Origin of the sequence: Nocardia sp. MDA0666 (assembly GCF_003023875.1) — a bacterium.
Taxonomy (GTDB): domain Bacteria; phylum Actinomycetota; class Actinomycetes; order Mycobacteriales; family Mycobacteriaceae; genus Nocardia; species Nocardia aobensis.
Genome location: NZ_PYHT01000001.1, coordinates 903,887 through 919,233, shown reverse-complemented (window position 1 = coordinate 919,233; position 15,347 = coordinate 903,887). Strand labels below are relative to the sequence as shown.

General features: G+C 65.2%; 11 protein-coding genes. 10 read left to right on the top strand and 1 reads right to left on the bottom strand.

The genetic code is table 11. The annotated features are described in order from the left end of the window. Positions 1–112 precede the first annotated feature (112 nt). From C8258_RS04345 to C8258_RS32190, 10 genes are all read left to right on the top strand, one after another. Positions 113–1,726 (top strand): NAD(P)/FAD-dependent oxidoreductase, encoded by a 1,614-nt coding sequence (locus C8258_RS04345; protein WP_106953934.1) that lies wholly within the window; start codon positions 113–115, stop codon positions 1,724–1,726. Between the two features lie 2 nt (positions 1,727–1,728). Beyond that, positions 1,729–2,796 carry an alpha/beta hydrolase gene (locus C8258_RS04340; RefSeq protein ID WP_106954067.1) on the top strand — a complete coding sequence of 356 codons (1,068 nt, stop codon included), beginning with the start codon at positions 1,729–1,731 and terminating at the stop codon, positions 2,794–2,796. A gap of 96 nt (positions 2,797–2,892) precedes the next feature. Next, positions 2,893–3,612, top strand: coding sequence for an enoyl-CoA hydratase/isomerase family protein (locus C8258_RS04335; protein WP_158271218.1), 720 nt, complete (start codon positions 2,893–2,895; stop codon positions 3,610–3,612). A 36-nt stretch (positions 3,613–3,648) separates the two neighbouring features. After that, entirely contained in the window at positions 3,649–4,452 is an 804-nt protein-coding gene (locus tag C8258_RS04330; RefSeq protein ID WP_106953932.1) for an SDR family NAD(P)-dependent oxidoreductase, read from the top strand. Between the two features lie 23 nt (positions 4,453–4,475). Further along, positions 4,476–4,853, top strand: coding sequence for a cupin domain-containing protein (locus C8258_RS04325; RefSeq protein WP_106953931.1), 378 nt, complete (start codon positions 4,476–4,478; stop codon positions 4,851–4,853). Positions 4,854–4,873: 20 nt separating this feature from the next. Next, the gene (locus C8258_RS04320; RefSeq protein ID WP_106953930.1) at positions 4,874–5,977 is read left to right on the top strand and encodes a Zn-dependent alcohol dehydrogenase; all 1,104 of its coding nucleotides are present in this window, start codon (positions 4,874–4,876) and stop codon (positions 5,975–5,977) included. Positions 5,978–6,072: 95 nt separating this feature from the next. Next, positions 6,073–7,533, top strand: a complete 1,461-nt coding sequence (locus C8258_RS04315) for an APC family permease (RefSeq protein WP_199195560.1) — start codon at positions 6,073–6,075, stop codon at positions 7,531–7,533. Between the two features lie 26 nt (positions 7,534–7,559). After that, entirely contained in the window at positions 7,560–9,047 is a 1,488-nt protein-coding gene (locus tag C8258_RS04310; RefSeq protein ID WP_106953928.1) for an aldehyde dehydrogenase family protein, read from the top strand. Positions 9,048–9,156: 109 nt separating this feature from the next. Continuing rightward, on the top strand, positions 9,157–10,680 hold the full coding sequence (locus C8258_RS04305) for an AMP-binding protein (protein ID WP_233224855.1): 1,524 nt from the start codon (positions 9,157–9,159) through the stop codon (positions 10,678–10,680). 181 nt (positions 10,681–10,861) lie between these two features. Next, the gene (locus C8258_RS32190; RefSeq protein ID WP_146161158.1) at positions 10,862–11,293 is read left to right on the top strand and encodes a hypothetical protein; all 432 of its coding nucleotides are present in this window, start codon (positions 10,862–10,864) and stop codon (positions 11,291–11,293) included. Between the two features lie 259 nt (positions 11,294–11,552). Here the strand turns inward: C8258_RS32190 and C8258_RS04290 are convergent, their stop codons facing one another. Beyond that, positions 11,553–14,768 carry a protein kinase gene (locus tag C8258_RS04290; RefSeq protein WP_106953924.1) on the bottom strand — a complete coding sequence of 1,072 codons (3,216 nt, stop codon included), beginning with the start codon at positions 14,766–14,768 and terminating at the stop codon, positions 11,553–11,555. Between the last annotated feature and the right edge of the window lie 579 nt (positions 14,769–15,347).

Here is a 15,347-nt window from a genome sequence, read left to right as displayed (position 1 = left end):
GCACCACGGCCGCCGGCAAGACGATGCAACACGTTATGGCGTGAGCAACGTCTGTGCGTCGACAGTGATCGCCATCAACCTTTCGCCGAACCCACGCCCAGGAGGACTGAGAATGGACACTCCGGCAATCGCGGCGGAGCGATACGACATTGTCATTATCGGCGGCGGGATCTCCGGTATCGGCGCTGCCCGATACATCACGGAGGCCTTCCCGACAAAGTCGCTCGCGCTGCTCGAAGCCCGCGACGATATCGGAGGGACCTGGGACCTTTTCCGTTATCCCGGTATCCGATCCGACTCGGATCTGCACACCTTCGCCTACGAGTTCAAGAGCTGGCGGCATGAGACGGCAATCGCCGATGGCGCTCTTATCCGTGACTATCTGCGGGAAACCGTCGAGGAATACGATCTCGGCAAGGTGATTCAGTTCCGCCAGAAGGTTGTCGCGGCCGATTGGGTCAGCGATGACGCCGAGTGGACCCTGACCGTGGAATCCACCGACGGCGAAGCCGTCACGCGTCGAATGGTCAAGGCGCGCTGGGTCTTCGGTGCGACGGGGTATTACCGATACGACGAGGGCTACACGCCGGAGTTCGAGGGCCGCCAGGATTTCGCCGGGGACATCATCCATCCGCAGCACTGGCCGGAGGGCTACGACTATTCGGGCAAGAAGGTCGTGGTGATCGGCAGCGGGGCCACGGCGATCACGCTCATCCCCGCTCTGGTGACCGGCGCCGGTGCTGCCGCCCACGCCACGATGCTGCAGCGTACCCCGACGTATCTGCTGTCGTATCCCCGAATCGACTCGCTGGCACTGACTTTGACCAAGGTGTTCGGTGAGCGGCGCGGCTATCTGCTGACCCGTGCCAAGAACGTGTGGAGCGATTGGGCGATCGTGAAGTTCCTGACGCGATTCCCGCGCACGGGCCGCAAGCTGATCCGCTATCTGAACACCAAGGAGCTGCCCGCGGGCTTCGACGTCGACCGCCATTTCAACCCGCCCTACGACCCGTGGGATCAGCGCCTGTGTTTGGCGCCCGACGGTGACTTCTTCACCGCGATTCGGGAGGGGAGAGCGTCGGTGGTCACCGACAAGATCGTGCGGTTCACCAAGCGCGGAATCCTGCTCGAGTCCGGCACCGAACTCGAGGCCGACGTGATCGTGACTGCCACCGGACTCAGCATGAGGTTCTTCGGCGGCATCGAGCTGACGGTCGACGGTCGTCCGGTCGATCTCGCGACCTCGGTCGCCTACCGCGGCATGCTGCTCTCGGGCGTCCCCAACTGGATGATGGCGATCGGGTACACGAAATCGTCATGGACACTGAAGATCGGCCTACTCGGCCGCAGTTTCTGCGAGCTGTTGCGCCACATGGACACCCACGGCTACGACACCGTTGTGCCGGTGGCCGAATCGGTGAAGGCAAGCCGCTCGATCCTCGATCTCGATTCCGGATACATGCAGCGCGCCAAGGCATTTCTGCCCAAGCAAGGCGACGCCGACCCGTGGCAGATGAAGACGGTCTTCCTCGAGGACCGAAAGATGCTGCGCGCCTCTCTCATCGACGAGAACCTCCAATTCAGTTCGCGCCTCGAACGCGAATTGAACCTCGACAAAGAAAAGAAAGAAAAGACGGCCACCGAGCGGCTGCCGGGCACCGGTGGTCGGCCGACGACCGCGGCCCGAGCGCGCAAGCGGACCTCGGCCGCGAATTCGAAGGGATGACCATGGCGTCGATCACGTCCGCAGACACCGTTCCGCTGCATCCCCTGGCTTTGTCGACGGCCGAACGCCTCCAGCGCGCGCTGTTCATCGCGCTCGGACGGCTGCCGCGACCGGTGCTGTCCCGGGTGGCCCCGCCGCCGGTCAATGCCGCCGGCGACGAAATGGCGCCGGAGATCGCCGCCATCATGAAGGTCGCGCAGCAGGCGGGCGCGGACTTCAGCGATGGCAGCGTCGCCGACGCCCGGGAGTTCGTGGAAGCCGAGGGCCGTATCTACGCGGAGACTTTTCCCCGGTTCGCAATCGAAGAGGATCTGGAACTGGGGAATGGACTACGCGCCACCCGCTATCGCGCCGGTGCGCAGTCCCGAGGCGTGGTGCTGTTCTTCCACGGCGGCGGGTTCGTGCTCGGCAGCCGGACCTCCTATGACGGCCCCGCACGACTGATCGCCCTGCGCGGCGGGGTGGATGTCGTCTCGGTGGAATACCGGCTGGCCCCCGAGGACCCGTTCCCAGCGGCGGTCGAGGACGCGATGACCGCTTGGCGCTACGTGGTTGCGCAGGCGCCGGTGTGGGGGCACACCCCGGAGCGGATCGTCTTGCTCGGAGACAGTGCAGGAGCGAATCTCTGTGCGGTTCTCACGCATCAGTTGCGTGGCAGCGCAGTCCAACCCGCGCTTCAGGTGCTGATGTATCCGGTCACCGACCTGACGACCGAGCGCGACTCGCATCGTGAGTTCCGGGACAACCCCGCGCTGACCACCAAACAGATCCAATGGTTCTCCGACCACTATGTGCCCAGGCACGCCGACCACGCCGACCCGCGCGTATCGCCGCTGCTGTACGACGATTTCACCGGTCTGCCGCCCGCTCTGGTCACTGTGGCCGGGTTCGACCCGCTGCGGGACGAGGCGATCGCATACGCCGGACGGCTTCGCGATGCCGGCGTCCCGACTCGGCTGTTGCGTGAGAGCGGTCTGGTCCACGGATACATCTCCATGACCAAGATCAGCCCCGCCAGTCGTGCCGCCGTGGCGCGGGTCACCGATGCCATCGCGCGCGCTCTCGCCTGAGACCGGGCTGTTCCTCGCGCCACGCGTCAATTCCGTTTTTCCACAGAAGGTTCCATCATGACTACTCCTGATCTCGTCGACCGGTTCGTCGACGGCGTGTACCGCCTGACCCTGAATCGCCCGCGGCGTCTCAACGCCCTCAGCGATGACATGCTCGATGCCCTGCACGACCGGATCACCGCCGTTCCCGCCGGCGCGATCGCGATCGTCATCCACGGGGAGGGCCGCGCGTTCTGCAGTGGCCATGATCTGAAGGATGCCGCCGACGCGGGCCCGCTCGACACCGTGTCCGCTCGTGCGGTGGCAGAACGTATGCAGCGCGTGGCTACCGCAATGCGCGACTGCCGGGTCCCGATCATCACCCAGGTCCACGGTTACGCCATCGGCGGCGGTGCGGAAATCGCCCTGAGCGGCGACATCGTGATCGCGGCGCAGGACACGAGGTTCCAGTTCACCGAAGCGTCGGTCGGGCGAGTGGTCACCAATGGGTTTACCAACCTCTTGCCGCGCACTGTCGGCCCGGTGCGGGCGAAGCAGCTGTTCCTGCTGGGCCGACCGATATCTGCCGAGGAAGCACTGCACTGGGGACTGCTCACCGAGGTCCACCCACTCGACGCGCTCGATGAGGCGGTCGAACAGATCATCGGCGAGCTGCGCGAAAAGTCCAGCTGGGCACTGGGAGCGGCGAAATCGTTGGTGAACCGGGGCCTGCAGGCGAGCTTCGAGTCCTCGCTCGAGTTCGAGATCGGCGCGGCCATCGAGGCCGAACTGGGTCCTGACGCGGCCAAGGGCGCGTCGGAGTTCGCCGACAAGTAACGCCGCGCAACCACATTCGAACGGAGAACGAAAACGATGCCTGTAAGCGAAGCCCTGACCGCGTCCGAGGTCGGCCGCGGGATCTTCGACCTCACGAATCGGCGAATTCTGATCACCGGCGCCTCCAAGGGGCTCGGGCGAGCGCTCGCCGTCGGACTGGCCGGCTTCGGCGCCACCGTCGCGTGCGTGGCCCGCAGCGAGGAGGGCCTGGCCGAAACCGCGGCGTTGATCAAGGAAGCCGGCGGAGCGCCCGCCGTGGTGCGCGCGGTGGACCTGCGCGATCCACGCAGTGTCGAGGAGACGGTCGAGGCCGTGGCCGCCGAGCTCGGTGGTCTGGATGTGCTGGTGAACAACGCCGCCGACGACCACGATTCGGCGATCGAGGACACCGACCTGGAGACGTGGCAGCGCGTCAATGACCTCAACGCCAGATCGGTCTGGCTGCTGTCGAAGGTCGCCGGCCGACACCTGCAGGCAGCCGGTGGCCACGGGAAGATCATCAATATCGCGTCCGTGTTGGGCGCCGTCGGCGTGCGCGACAACACCGCCTACGTCATGTCCAAGCACGCCGTCGTCGGGCTGACCAAGGCGCTCGCCATCGAGTGGGCCCGCAAGGGGGTCCAGGTCAACGCGCTGTGCCCGGGGTTCGTCGTCACCGAAATGACGGCCCACATGCACGCCGACGAAGCGGGCAACCGCTGGGTCGTGCGTCAGACCCCGATGGGGCGCTGGGGGCAGACCAGTGATTTCGTCGGCAGCGCCGTGTACTTGTCCTCGCGAGCCTCGGACTTCATGACCGGTCAGGCCCTCTACGTCGACGGCGGCTACACCACCCAGTAGTGGTCCTATCCCGAGGAGTGAATATGTCCCAAGCCACGGTGAACCTGGCCCCGGCCGAGGCGAAGTACACCTTCGACAACGGCCCGATGACGGTCGAATTGTGCACTGTCCGAAAAGGTCTCGACGATCTCGGCGGCGGCTTCATTCGATTCGACAACGGCGGCAAGACCGACCCTTGGCGGCTGCCCTACGAGGAGATCATCGTCGTGATCTCCGGCGAGCTGACCCTGCATGTCGAGGGCGGCGAATCCATCACCGCACCCGCGGGTGCGGTCGTGACCATCGCCAAGGGCGCCCGCGTCGTCTACGAGGGCACCCCGGGCACCCGGGGGTTCTACGCCCTGACTCCCGCCGATTGGCACAAGCGCTACCCGCACGGGTTGCCGGAAACCGAGAACTGAAGCGAGACAGAGGTATACAGATGAAGGTGACAGCTGCGGTCTTCGAAGCCGTCGGGCGGGAGATGACCATCGAAGAGCTCGAGCTCGAAGATCCCAAGGCCGGGGAAGTTCTCGTCCGTCTTGTGGCCAGCGGCGTCTGCCACAGTGACTTCCATGTCGTCAAAGGCGAGTGGGAAGCGAAAGGCCCGCTGGTCCTGGGACACGAGGGAGCGGGTGTGGTCGAGAAGATCGGCCCGGGTGTCTCCACCGTCGAGGTGGGCGACCATGTCGTCTTGTCCTGGGTGCCCTACTGCGGACACTGTTCCTACTGTCGGTCCGGCCGGCCGGCGCTGTGCCCGCAGGTCCAGGAGACGGCATACGCGAACGTGATGGCCGACGGCACTTCTCGGCTCTCACGCAACGGCGAGACCGTGTACTCCTACCTCACCACCGGCTCCTTCGCGGATAGAGTTGTCGTGCCCGCCAGCGGCGCTGTGCCGATCCGCAAGGACGCTCCGCTCGATAAAGTCGCCCTGATCGGCTGTGCGGTGGCCACCGGCGTCGGCGCGGTCACCAAGACCGCGAATGTCCGTCCCGGTGACAGCGTCCTGATCATCGGTTGCGGAGGTGTGGGTTTGTCCGCGGTGATGGGCGCGGCACTGGTCTCCGCGGGTGAGATCATCGCCGTCGACCTCAGCGACGAGTCCCTCGAACGGGCGAAATCGCTGGGCGCCACGTCGACGATCAACCCCGGCCACCAATCGGTCCCGGACCGCGTTCGTGCGATCGTCGGCAACGACGGCGTCGATTGGGCGTTCGAGGTCATCGGCCTCAAGCCGACGCTGGAGATGGCCTACGAACTGACCAGACCCGGCGGCACCACCGTGGTCGTCGGCCAGTCCGCCGACGGCGTCACGATCGAGATCGCGCCGATGCTCATGTCCGATCGGGAGAAGTCGCTGATCGGCAGCAACTACGGATCCTGCCATCCGGCACTGGATTTCCCGCGTCTGGTCGACCTGTACATGCGGGGCAAGCTCGACCTCGACCAGCTCATCTCGCGCCACGCCACGATTCACGACATCAACGACGCGTTCGCGGCGATGGGCGCCCGGCAAGCGGGCCGCACGATCATCACGTACTGATCCGATGAACAACTGATCCGATGAACAACAACAAAGCAGCGCGGCACTCGCGCGAAATCACAGCCGAGGGCGACTCGACTTATTTCACCCGATCGATGGGTGTGGTCGAAACGCTGTCGCTCGGCTTCACCTATATGTCCCCGCTCGGCGCGATCGCGGCTCTCATGCCCTTCGGTCTGATGACCGCGGGACCTCCCTCGATCTGGTGGCTGCCGATCGTCGCTGCCGGACAGCTCCTCGTCGCGCTGGTCTTCGGCGAGGTGGTGTCCCAGTACCCGATCACCGGCGGCATCTATCCGTGGGCCCGTCGGCTGTGGGGCAAGCGGTACGCGTGGCTGGCCGCGTGGATCTACTTGTGCGCGTTGATCGTCACGATCACGTCCTTCACGCAGTTCGCGGTGCCCTACGTCGGCAGTCTTTTCGGGTTCGTCCCGTCGAACACGCAGGGATTCCTCATTGTGATCGGTCTGCTGCTGCTCGCGCTGGCCATGAACATGGGAGGGACGAAAACACTTGGGGCAGTAGCCCGTATCGGCTTCTATGCCGAGATCGTCGGAGTGATCGGGTACGGCCTCTATCTGCTGGCCTTCCAGCGGCACAACTCCGTCAGCGTCTTCTTCCACGCGATGGGCACCGGTGGCGGTGCACCGTATTCGTCGACCTTCCTACTGGCCGCACTGACCGGATTGTTCTTGTTCTACGGATTCGAGGCGTGCGGTGATGTGGCCGAGGAGGTGCGGCGTCCCGGGCGCACCATTCCCCGGGCGATGATCCTCACGGTGCTCTGTGGCCTGGTGTCGGCCGGCATGGCCTTCCTCGGCTTCATCCTCGCCGCGCCCGATCTGCAATCGATCGTGGACGGCACCATCACCACCGACCCCGTATCGGCGATACTCGACGGCACGGTCGGACCATGGGGCACCAAGGTGTTTCTCATGGTCACTCTGACCGCGTTCCTCTCGTGCGTCCTCTCACTGGAAGCGGCGTTGAGCCGACTGGTTTTCGCCTTCGCCCGCGACGAGATGCTGCCGGGCAGTACGTACCTGTCGCGGCTGTCGAAGCATGGCACGCCGCGGGTGGCGATGTTGTTCGCATGTGCGGCACCTGTGGCCTTGTCGGTATTCGTTCTGATCGCGCCGAACAGTCTGCCCCGGTTCACCGCGTTCGCTGTCTGCGGCATCTACATCTGCTTCCATATGGTCACCTTCGCCGCATTGCGGATGCGGTTCAAAGGCTGGCGGCCGGCCGGTGATTGGCGTCTGGGCCGAGCCGGATTCGGCGTCAATGTCCTCGCGTTGATGTGGGGAGTCGCAGCGATCCTGATCCTTGCCCGCCCCGGCAGCGGTGACCTGGCCTTCCTCGACAGATGGATCGTAGTGGCCGGCCTGGTCGTCGTCATCGTCTCCGGGCTCGGGTACATGGTCGTCGCGCGACCGTGGGGCCGGTCAACGGCGCCATCGGGAGATGCGCTCGAGGTCGCGGAGCGGATGCGGGCGGCGCGGCTGCCCGCCACTGCACGCAGCGCCGACGCCCCGCTGAGCCAGCCCAGTCAATAACTGTCCCAATCGGTTAGGAGATCACCATGATCACGCCCCAGGTCATCGCCGCGGCGCAGCGGCGCATTCGAAATGTGCCGCGCACCCACTTCATCGGGGGACAGTTCCACAGTGCGGAAGGCGCAGAAGACATCTCGGTCGTCAACCCGTCGACAGAGGAAGTGCTGGGCACCTTCGCCAACGGCACCGCAGCCGAGCTCGATGCCGCGGTAGCAGCCGCCCGGGCGGCGCTACCGGGGTGGCGACGCCGCACACCGGGAGCTCGTGCCGAGATCCTGTTCGCGATCGCCGATATCGTCGACGACAACACCGAGCTGCTGGCCGCGATCGAATCGATCAACGGTGGCAAGCCGCTGGCCGCCGCCCTCGAGGAAATCCCGGTCGTATCCGACTGCCTGCGATTCATGGCCGGCGCTGCCCGCACGGCACAGACACCCGCAGCCGGTGAGTACGTGTCGGGCATGCTCTCCTACATCCGGCGCGAGCCGGTCGGTGTGGTCGGTGCGGTAACCCCGTGGAACTTCCCGCTGATGATGGCCGGATGGAAGATCGCGCCGATTCTGGCCGCCGGCAACACGATGGTCCTGAAACCGTCTCAGCTGACACCGTTTTCGCTGCTGGTCCTGATGGAGCTGGCCGGCGACGTGCTGCCGCCAGGTGTGCTGAATGTGATCATCGGCCGCGGCTCCGAGATCGGCGGCGCCCTCGCTCGGCATCCCGGAATCGACATGATGGCGCTGACCGGCAGCCTTGCCTCCGGTCAGGCCGTCGCGCGGGACAGCGCCCCGGGCGTCAAGAGGGTGCACCTCGAACTCGGTGGGAAGGCACCGGTGGTGGTGTTCCCGGACGCGGACCTCGATGCGTTGGTCGAGACACTGATCGCGACCGGGTACACCAACGCCGGTCAGGACTGCGGTGCCGCCACGCGGGTGGTCTGTCACCATGAGGTTCACGAGATCGTCGTCGAGAAGCTCGTCGCCGGCGCGGAGTCGCTCGTCACGGGCGACCCCTGCGCAGAGGACGGTGTGCAGCTCGGGCCGGTGATCGGAGCCATGCAGCGCGACCGCATCGCCGCGATGGTCGACCAGGCGCGCAGCGATGGAGCCAAGGTCGCGACCGGTGGCTTCATTCCCGACCGCCCCGGATTCTTCTACCCCGCCACCGTCATCACGGACGTCGCGGCGGGGACCCCGATGGCGCGTGAGGAAGTGTTCGGACCGGTGATCTCGGTGGAAACTTTCACCACCGAGTCCGAGGCCCTGTCCAAGGCCAACGACGTGGACTACGGGCTCGCTGCCTCGGTATGGACCAGCGATCAGCAGCGGGCGCTGCGAATGATCGAGGGCCTCGACTTCGGATCGGTATGGGCCAACACACATTTGGCCTTCACCACCGAAATGCCATGGGTCGGCTTCGGCAAATCCGGCTACGGCAGGGACAACTCGATCTACGCCCTCGACGACTACACCCGGACCAAGCACGTGATGCTTCCGCTGGGCGAGCCCGCCGACTGATCGTCGGCGGACATCCATGCCCCGGGACCCACCGGAGCACGAGCGAGCACATCACAGCGGAGAAAAGGCGATGACCCGACCGAATCAGCACCGCACCCTCGGCGCCGTCATGACCCGTGCCGCCACCCTGTGGCCGGACAAGACAGCAGTGAGATTCCGCGGCGAGACGATCACCTTCGAACAGTTGCATCGCACCGCACTGCAATTCCTGGGGCAGTTCCAGGAAGCCGGGCTGCACGTCGGCGACGCGCTCCTCGTCATGCTGGACAATGGGATTGCCTTTCCCCAGGTAACGGTCGGCGCAGGGTTGGGGGGTCTGGTCTCCGTCCCTGTCAACACCGAGTACCGGGGCGAGATGTTGCGCCACATCCTGACTCACTCCGGCGGGCGAGCGATCGTCACCTCGTCGCGCTTCCTGGACCGTGTCCTCGATGTCCGGCCCGAGACCCTGCGCACGATCTTGGTCGTCGACGCCGATCATGCGCTAGCGGTTCCCGATCCGGGTGTCCGCCCGGTGCACCTGGATGCACCGGGCGATCCGATCGATCGCTCCGAACTGGACGAGGTGGCGATCATGTACACCTCTGGCACGACCGGGCGTGCGAAAGGCGGGGTGATCTCCGAGCGTCACGCGTTCGAGTACGCCCACAACGCCGCCGAAATTCTCGAACTCTCCGACGACGACATCTACTTCGCGCCGCTGCCCCTGTTTCATATCGCCGGGCAATGGGCGGCGCTGTACGCCTGCCTACAGCGCGGCGCGACCTGCGTCCTCACCCCGAAATTCAGCGTGTCGCAGTTCTGGACGGACTGCCGCGACGTCAGAGCCACGAAGACGTTCCTGCTGGGTGCGATGGCCCAGTTCCTGCACGGGGCGCCTGACGATCCGGCCGCCGTGGACAACACACTGGAACGCATGATCGTCGTGCCCTTGATCGACGAGCTCGACGTGTTCCGGCGAAAATTCGGGGTCGCGGTGACCACCTGCTATGCGTCCACGGAGGTCAATCTTCCCCTCGCACCCTCGCCCGGGTCGGCCGTCTCGAATTCTACCGGCGTCGGCAGGCCCGTCGACGGATTCACCGTGCGCCTCCTGCGCGAAGACGGTACCGAGGCACCGCCGGGTACACCCGGCGAACTCTGCGTCCGCCACGACTGCGGCGGGGTCCTGTTGCTCCGTTACCACAGGGATCCCGCGGCTACCGCGAAACTCATCGTCGACGGCTGGCACCACAGCGGCGACAGCTTCGCCGTGGACGAACACGGCAACTACCACTTCGTCGATCGGCTGAAGGACGCTTTGCGCAAACGTGGAGAGAACATCTCATCGTTCGAGGTCGAATCCGAAATCCGTTCGCACCCAATGGTTGTCGAGTGCGCGGTGGTCGGAGTTGCATCCAGCAACACCGAGCAGGACGTCGTCGCATACGTCTTGCCTTCACCCGGGGCGGACTTGACTGTGAGTCAGATCAAGAACCATGTCGCGATGCGTGCACCGAAATTCATGGTCCCGGACGAAGTCCATTTCGTCGCGTCCTTCCCCACCACGCCCACCGGCAAGATCCAGAAGTTCAAGCTCCGTGAAGCAGCGGAGTCGACCAGAAGCACGAAGGCCGCCCGGTCCGAGGCGTGAGAGCTCGTTGCGCGCTTCGACGATGTTGAAAGGTTACCGCTTCGGACCAGAAGCTCCCGCTCTGACCGCCACCCGATCGAACGAGAACAGGTATGCGAGTAGGTAGTTCCCCCGTCGCTGATCATGCGTATGGAAAGGAAGCTGGAAGCGACGAACCAGGCACTCTCGCTCGAGGACGCTCATGAACCACGCACAGAATCGACAGCGAAGTCGTTCCGGCGCCGCGCCCGCAGCGCAGCGGCCGTCGAAGCAGCGGGCGCGCGCCCGGGGCGAACTCACCGGCGCAGCGCCACGAGTGACCTATGACTCGTCCTGGGTTCGCTCCTCGTTGAGCCAGTTGGACTATCTGTATTCGGCGCGGGCGGTCGATGTCGATCTGCGGCCGGTGATCGACTTCGCGATCCGCTGGGCACCGTTCGGCGGTGCCGGCGCCGGTGAGTTGCTGGTCTCCTTCGGAGTCGGGCGTCGGCGTTTCGTGGAGATGGTGCATGCCGGCCTGCGGCCTCGTCGGACCGACAATCAGGAAGCGCGGTGGCTCGAGCGCGGATTGCTGGACGCCTTGGCTTCGGCATGGAAGGTCGACGATTCGGTCGCGGCCAGGTCGGTGCGCTGATGGGGGCGGGCGGGAGTGCGGAGCCTGCGCCGGAAGGGGATGTTCACCTTCGCATCTGGCTGGGCGGCACGGCGTTCGACTATCGGGCGACCGTTGCCGCGGCGTACCAGTTGATTCGCGATTGGCAGCGACGACGCTGGTGCGCAATCGAATTCATCGCTCACACGGTGGAGGAGCACCTGCCGACGCGCAGGTTACCGAACGAACGGCTTTTCCTGGGCCCGTAACCGGGGGGCGTTCGGCGGTGCGCCGCTGCGACTCAGGGCCCGCTGTGCCCGCTCGCCCATGCCGCGATCTGGGAGCGGGAGGTGAACCCGAGTTTGGTCAGGATATGTTCCACGTGTCCCTCGGCGGTGCGTTGTGAGATCACCAGTCGAGCGGCGATTGCCCTGTTGGTCAGACCTTCGGCGACGAGGTCTGCGACTTGGCGCTCGCGCCTGGTCAGTCTCGCTGGTGGCGTTGCCGATGCGGCGGCCGGTGAGTTTTTGTTCAGGGCGAAGGCCGCCGCGGTGTGGAAGTTCATCGAGGTGCCTTCCTGGCGCGCGGCGTCGAATGCTCGGGCGCCCAGTGCTGTCCGGCAGGCTCGCTCGGCCTGTTCGTGATAGATCTGCGAATCGCGAAGTATGAAAGGGGAGATTCCGGCGGCGTGTCCCAACGTATCGGCGGCGCCCATGAGAACCGTTGCCCGGCGGTAATCGTGCTGCTGTGCTGCTGTCCAGGCCAGTATCTCCGAGCACACCGCCGCGACGAGGGGGTCGTTCACCTGCCGGGCGGCTTGTATCCCCATCCGAAGCATATGCCTGGCCGTGTCGATATCGCCTTTGCGCCAGAGGGCAAAACCTGCAATCCACAATGCCCACGATCGGAGCATCACTTCGCCCGCTGATTCGGTGACAGCCAGTGCTTCCTGGAGAGGCGGCAGCGCTCGATCGCTGTCGCCGAGAAGGGCATAACACCATCCGAGCGAGATCTGGGCGTCGAGTTGCAAACCAAGCTCACCGAGTTCGGTGTACAGGGCAACCGCTTCGGTCAGAAAGTCCCTCCCATGCTGGAGTTCGACATCGCCGCCGGTAAGGCAGATGTTGCCTTCGGCGTGGACGAGCAGTGCCTTGGACAGCCGGTCTGCTGTATTTTCGGCCAGGCTTTCGAGTTTTCGTATCTTGTCGAAAGCAGCCGGCAGGTCTGCCTGCATCGCGGCCATCGTGCTTGCGGCGTAGAGCGCCTTGGCTCGGTATGCCTGCGGGAAGCGGATCGGCTGGGCCAGTTCGCGTTCCAGCCAGCGGCGGCCTTCGCTGAGCCGGCCGCCCAGTAGCCAGAACAGATAGAGCGTGCTCGTGATCGGCACAGCGCTCTCGTCGGAATTGGAAAGACTGAATTCCAATGCTCTTCGCAGATTCGGTAGCTCCCGTTCCAGTCGCGCTATCCACGCCAGTTGGTGCGGGCCGATCCACTCCTCCTCGACCTGCCGGGCCAATTGCTCGCACCAATTACGCTGGCGTCGGGCATCTTCCGGATAGGCGCCGTGTGCTTCGGCCATCTGTCGGCCGTACTGCTGGACGGTTTCGAGCATCCGGAATCGGACCCGGTCGTCTATCTCGTCGCGGAGCAGGATCGATTTGTCCACCAGAGCGGCCACAGCGTCGAGCAACTCCGCGCCGTCGAGGTCGCTCCCGCAGACGTGTTCGGCGGCGTCGAACTCGAATCCACCGGCGAAGACCGAAAGTTGCTCCCATAGTCGCTGTTCGGCCCTCGTGCAGAGGTCGTAGCTCCAGGCGATGCACCATTGCAGGGTTTGCTGCCGCTTCGGTGCGCCGCGGCTGCCGCGGGTCAGTAACGCGAATCGGTCGTCGAGACGGGAGTCGATCTGGTCGAGCGACAGCGTGCGCAGCCGCGCGGCGGCCAGTTCGATCGCCAACGGCAGGCCGTCGAGCCGGGCACAGATGCGGGTGACGGCGGAGCGATTGCGTTCGGTTACCGCGAAACCCGGTACGGCCGTGGCGGCTCGTTCGGCGAACAGGGTGACCGCGTCGTCGCGAGCGGCCCGTCTTCCGGCCTGGTCGGAAATCCCAAGGGGCGGAACCGCATACACCGATTCGGCGCCGATGCCCAGGGCCTCGCGGCTGGTCGCCATGATTCTCACGCCCGGGCAGGTTCGCAGCAGCGACTCGGTCAGTTTCGTGGCTTCGTCGACCACATGTTCACAGTTGTCGAGGACCAGTAGAAGGTCTTTGCTGGATAAGTACCGAATGAGTATGTCGAGTGTTCGTTCGGCACCGCGGTTCTGCAGGCCGAGGGTGGCGGCGACGTTTTCGGCTACCAACGCCGGATCGCGGAGCTCGCTCAGTTCGACCAGCCACACACCGTCGGTGAAATCCGGTGTGAGTTTGTGGGCGACTCGCAGGGCGAGCCGGGATTTGCCGACGCCGCCGATCCCGGTCAGGGTCACAAGGCGGGAGCCCGCCAGTATGTTCTTGGCCTCGGCTACCTGGATGCGGCGATCGACGAAGCTGGTCAGTTCGAGAGGCAGGTTGCCGGCGGTGTTTTCCGCTGGGCTCGGTGGTGGCTTGTGTTCGGCGTCCGAGGGCTGCTGCAGGGGTATCTCGTCGACTGTGTAGCCGTGATCGTGCTCTATGCGTCGGAGTTGTTCACCGATCATCTCGGCAGTGGGCCGATCGGAAGGCCCGCGTGACATCGCCGCCTCGATCACCGCGCAGACGTCATCGGGATAGCCTCGTTCCCGCAGGTCGGGGACGGGTTGCTCGGTGATGCGCAGGAACTGCGCGACGACCTGCTCGCCGCTGCGGCGTTCGAAAGCCGCATGTCCGGTCAGTGCGCAGAACAAGGTGGCGCCCAGTCCGTAGATGTCGGAGGCTCGGGTCGCAGCGCCCGCGCTGATCACCTCGGGTGCGGTGAACGCCGGAGAGCCGGTGATCGTGCCGGCCGAGGTCTCGAATCCGCCGGTGATATGGGCGATGCCGAAGTCGGTGAGTGCGGGTTCGTCGTAGTCGGTGATCAGGATGTTGCTCGGCTTGATATCGCGGTGCAGAACGTCGGCTCGATGCGCGGTCGCCAGCGCACCGGCGATCTTCACACCCAGACGCAGCACCTGCGGCAGCGGCAGCGGGCCGTCGCGGCGGATGCGGGCATCGAGGGAACCGCGCGCGTAATAGGGCATCACCAGGTACGGGCGACCGGCGGAGGTCTCGCCGACTTCGAGCATCCCCGCGATATTGGGATGACCGGTCAGCCGCCCCATGGCCCGTTGCTCGCGAAGGAAGCGCTCCCGATTCTCGTCCAGTTCGGCGGTCAGCACCTTGACCGCGACGGTGCGGTCCACGGCGAGCTGAGTGCACCGATACACCTGTCCGAACCCACCCCGCCCGATCTCCTTCGCGTCAGCGAAACCCGCAGCGTCCAGCTCCGTGACGACATCGACATCATCACGCTGAGTCTTGGACGGATCGCTCTCGACCATCGGCTACTCGTCGGACTGCCAGCAGGTGAATCCAGACTATCGCCGCGGATGCTCTCGGAGGAGACCACGGTTCACAGATATGCGCCGCGCGACCTGCGCGAGAGGAAACTCGACCAGGAGGGTGGCCTCCGGAACTGGACAGCCAAGAAGAAGAAATTCGATCGCTGCTGCCGTCTTCGAATCAGCGGCACGAAGACCTGTCGCAGGACCGGCGCGCCGGATTGGCGGCGGCGCCGAAGGCAGAGCAGGGCACGGCCTGCTGGTTGTGGTGCTGAGTTCTTGGCGTATTCGAAGCTGCACATCACCGTCGAGCGCTGAGGAGCCGCGAATTTGCGACAGCGAGTATGAACCGAGTTCGGCTTCGATGACAGCAGCACGCATGGTGAAGGAGGCGGTGTTGAAGTGGCGCCACACGCGAGGAGGAGGCGTCCACCACACGCGCCGTATGCCGAAATACGTTGGTGGAGAAGCGAGACCAGAATCGGCGAACGGCGACGGAACGCGGACGAATCTTCCTGGACTCCGATATCGCCATAGCGAGGGAGTGGGCTCTGCCCGATCCGGTGGACAGCCGTCGAA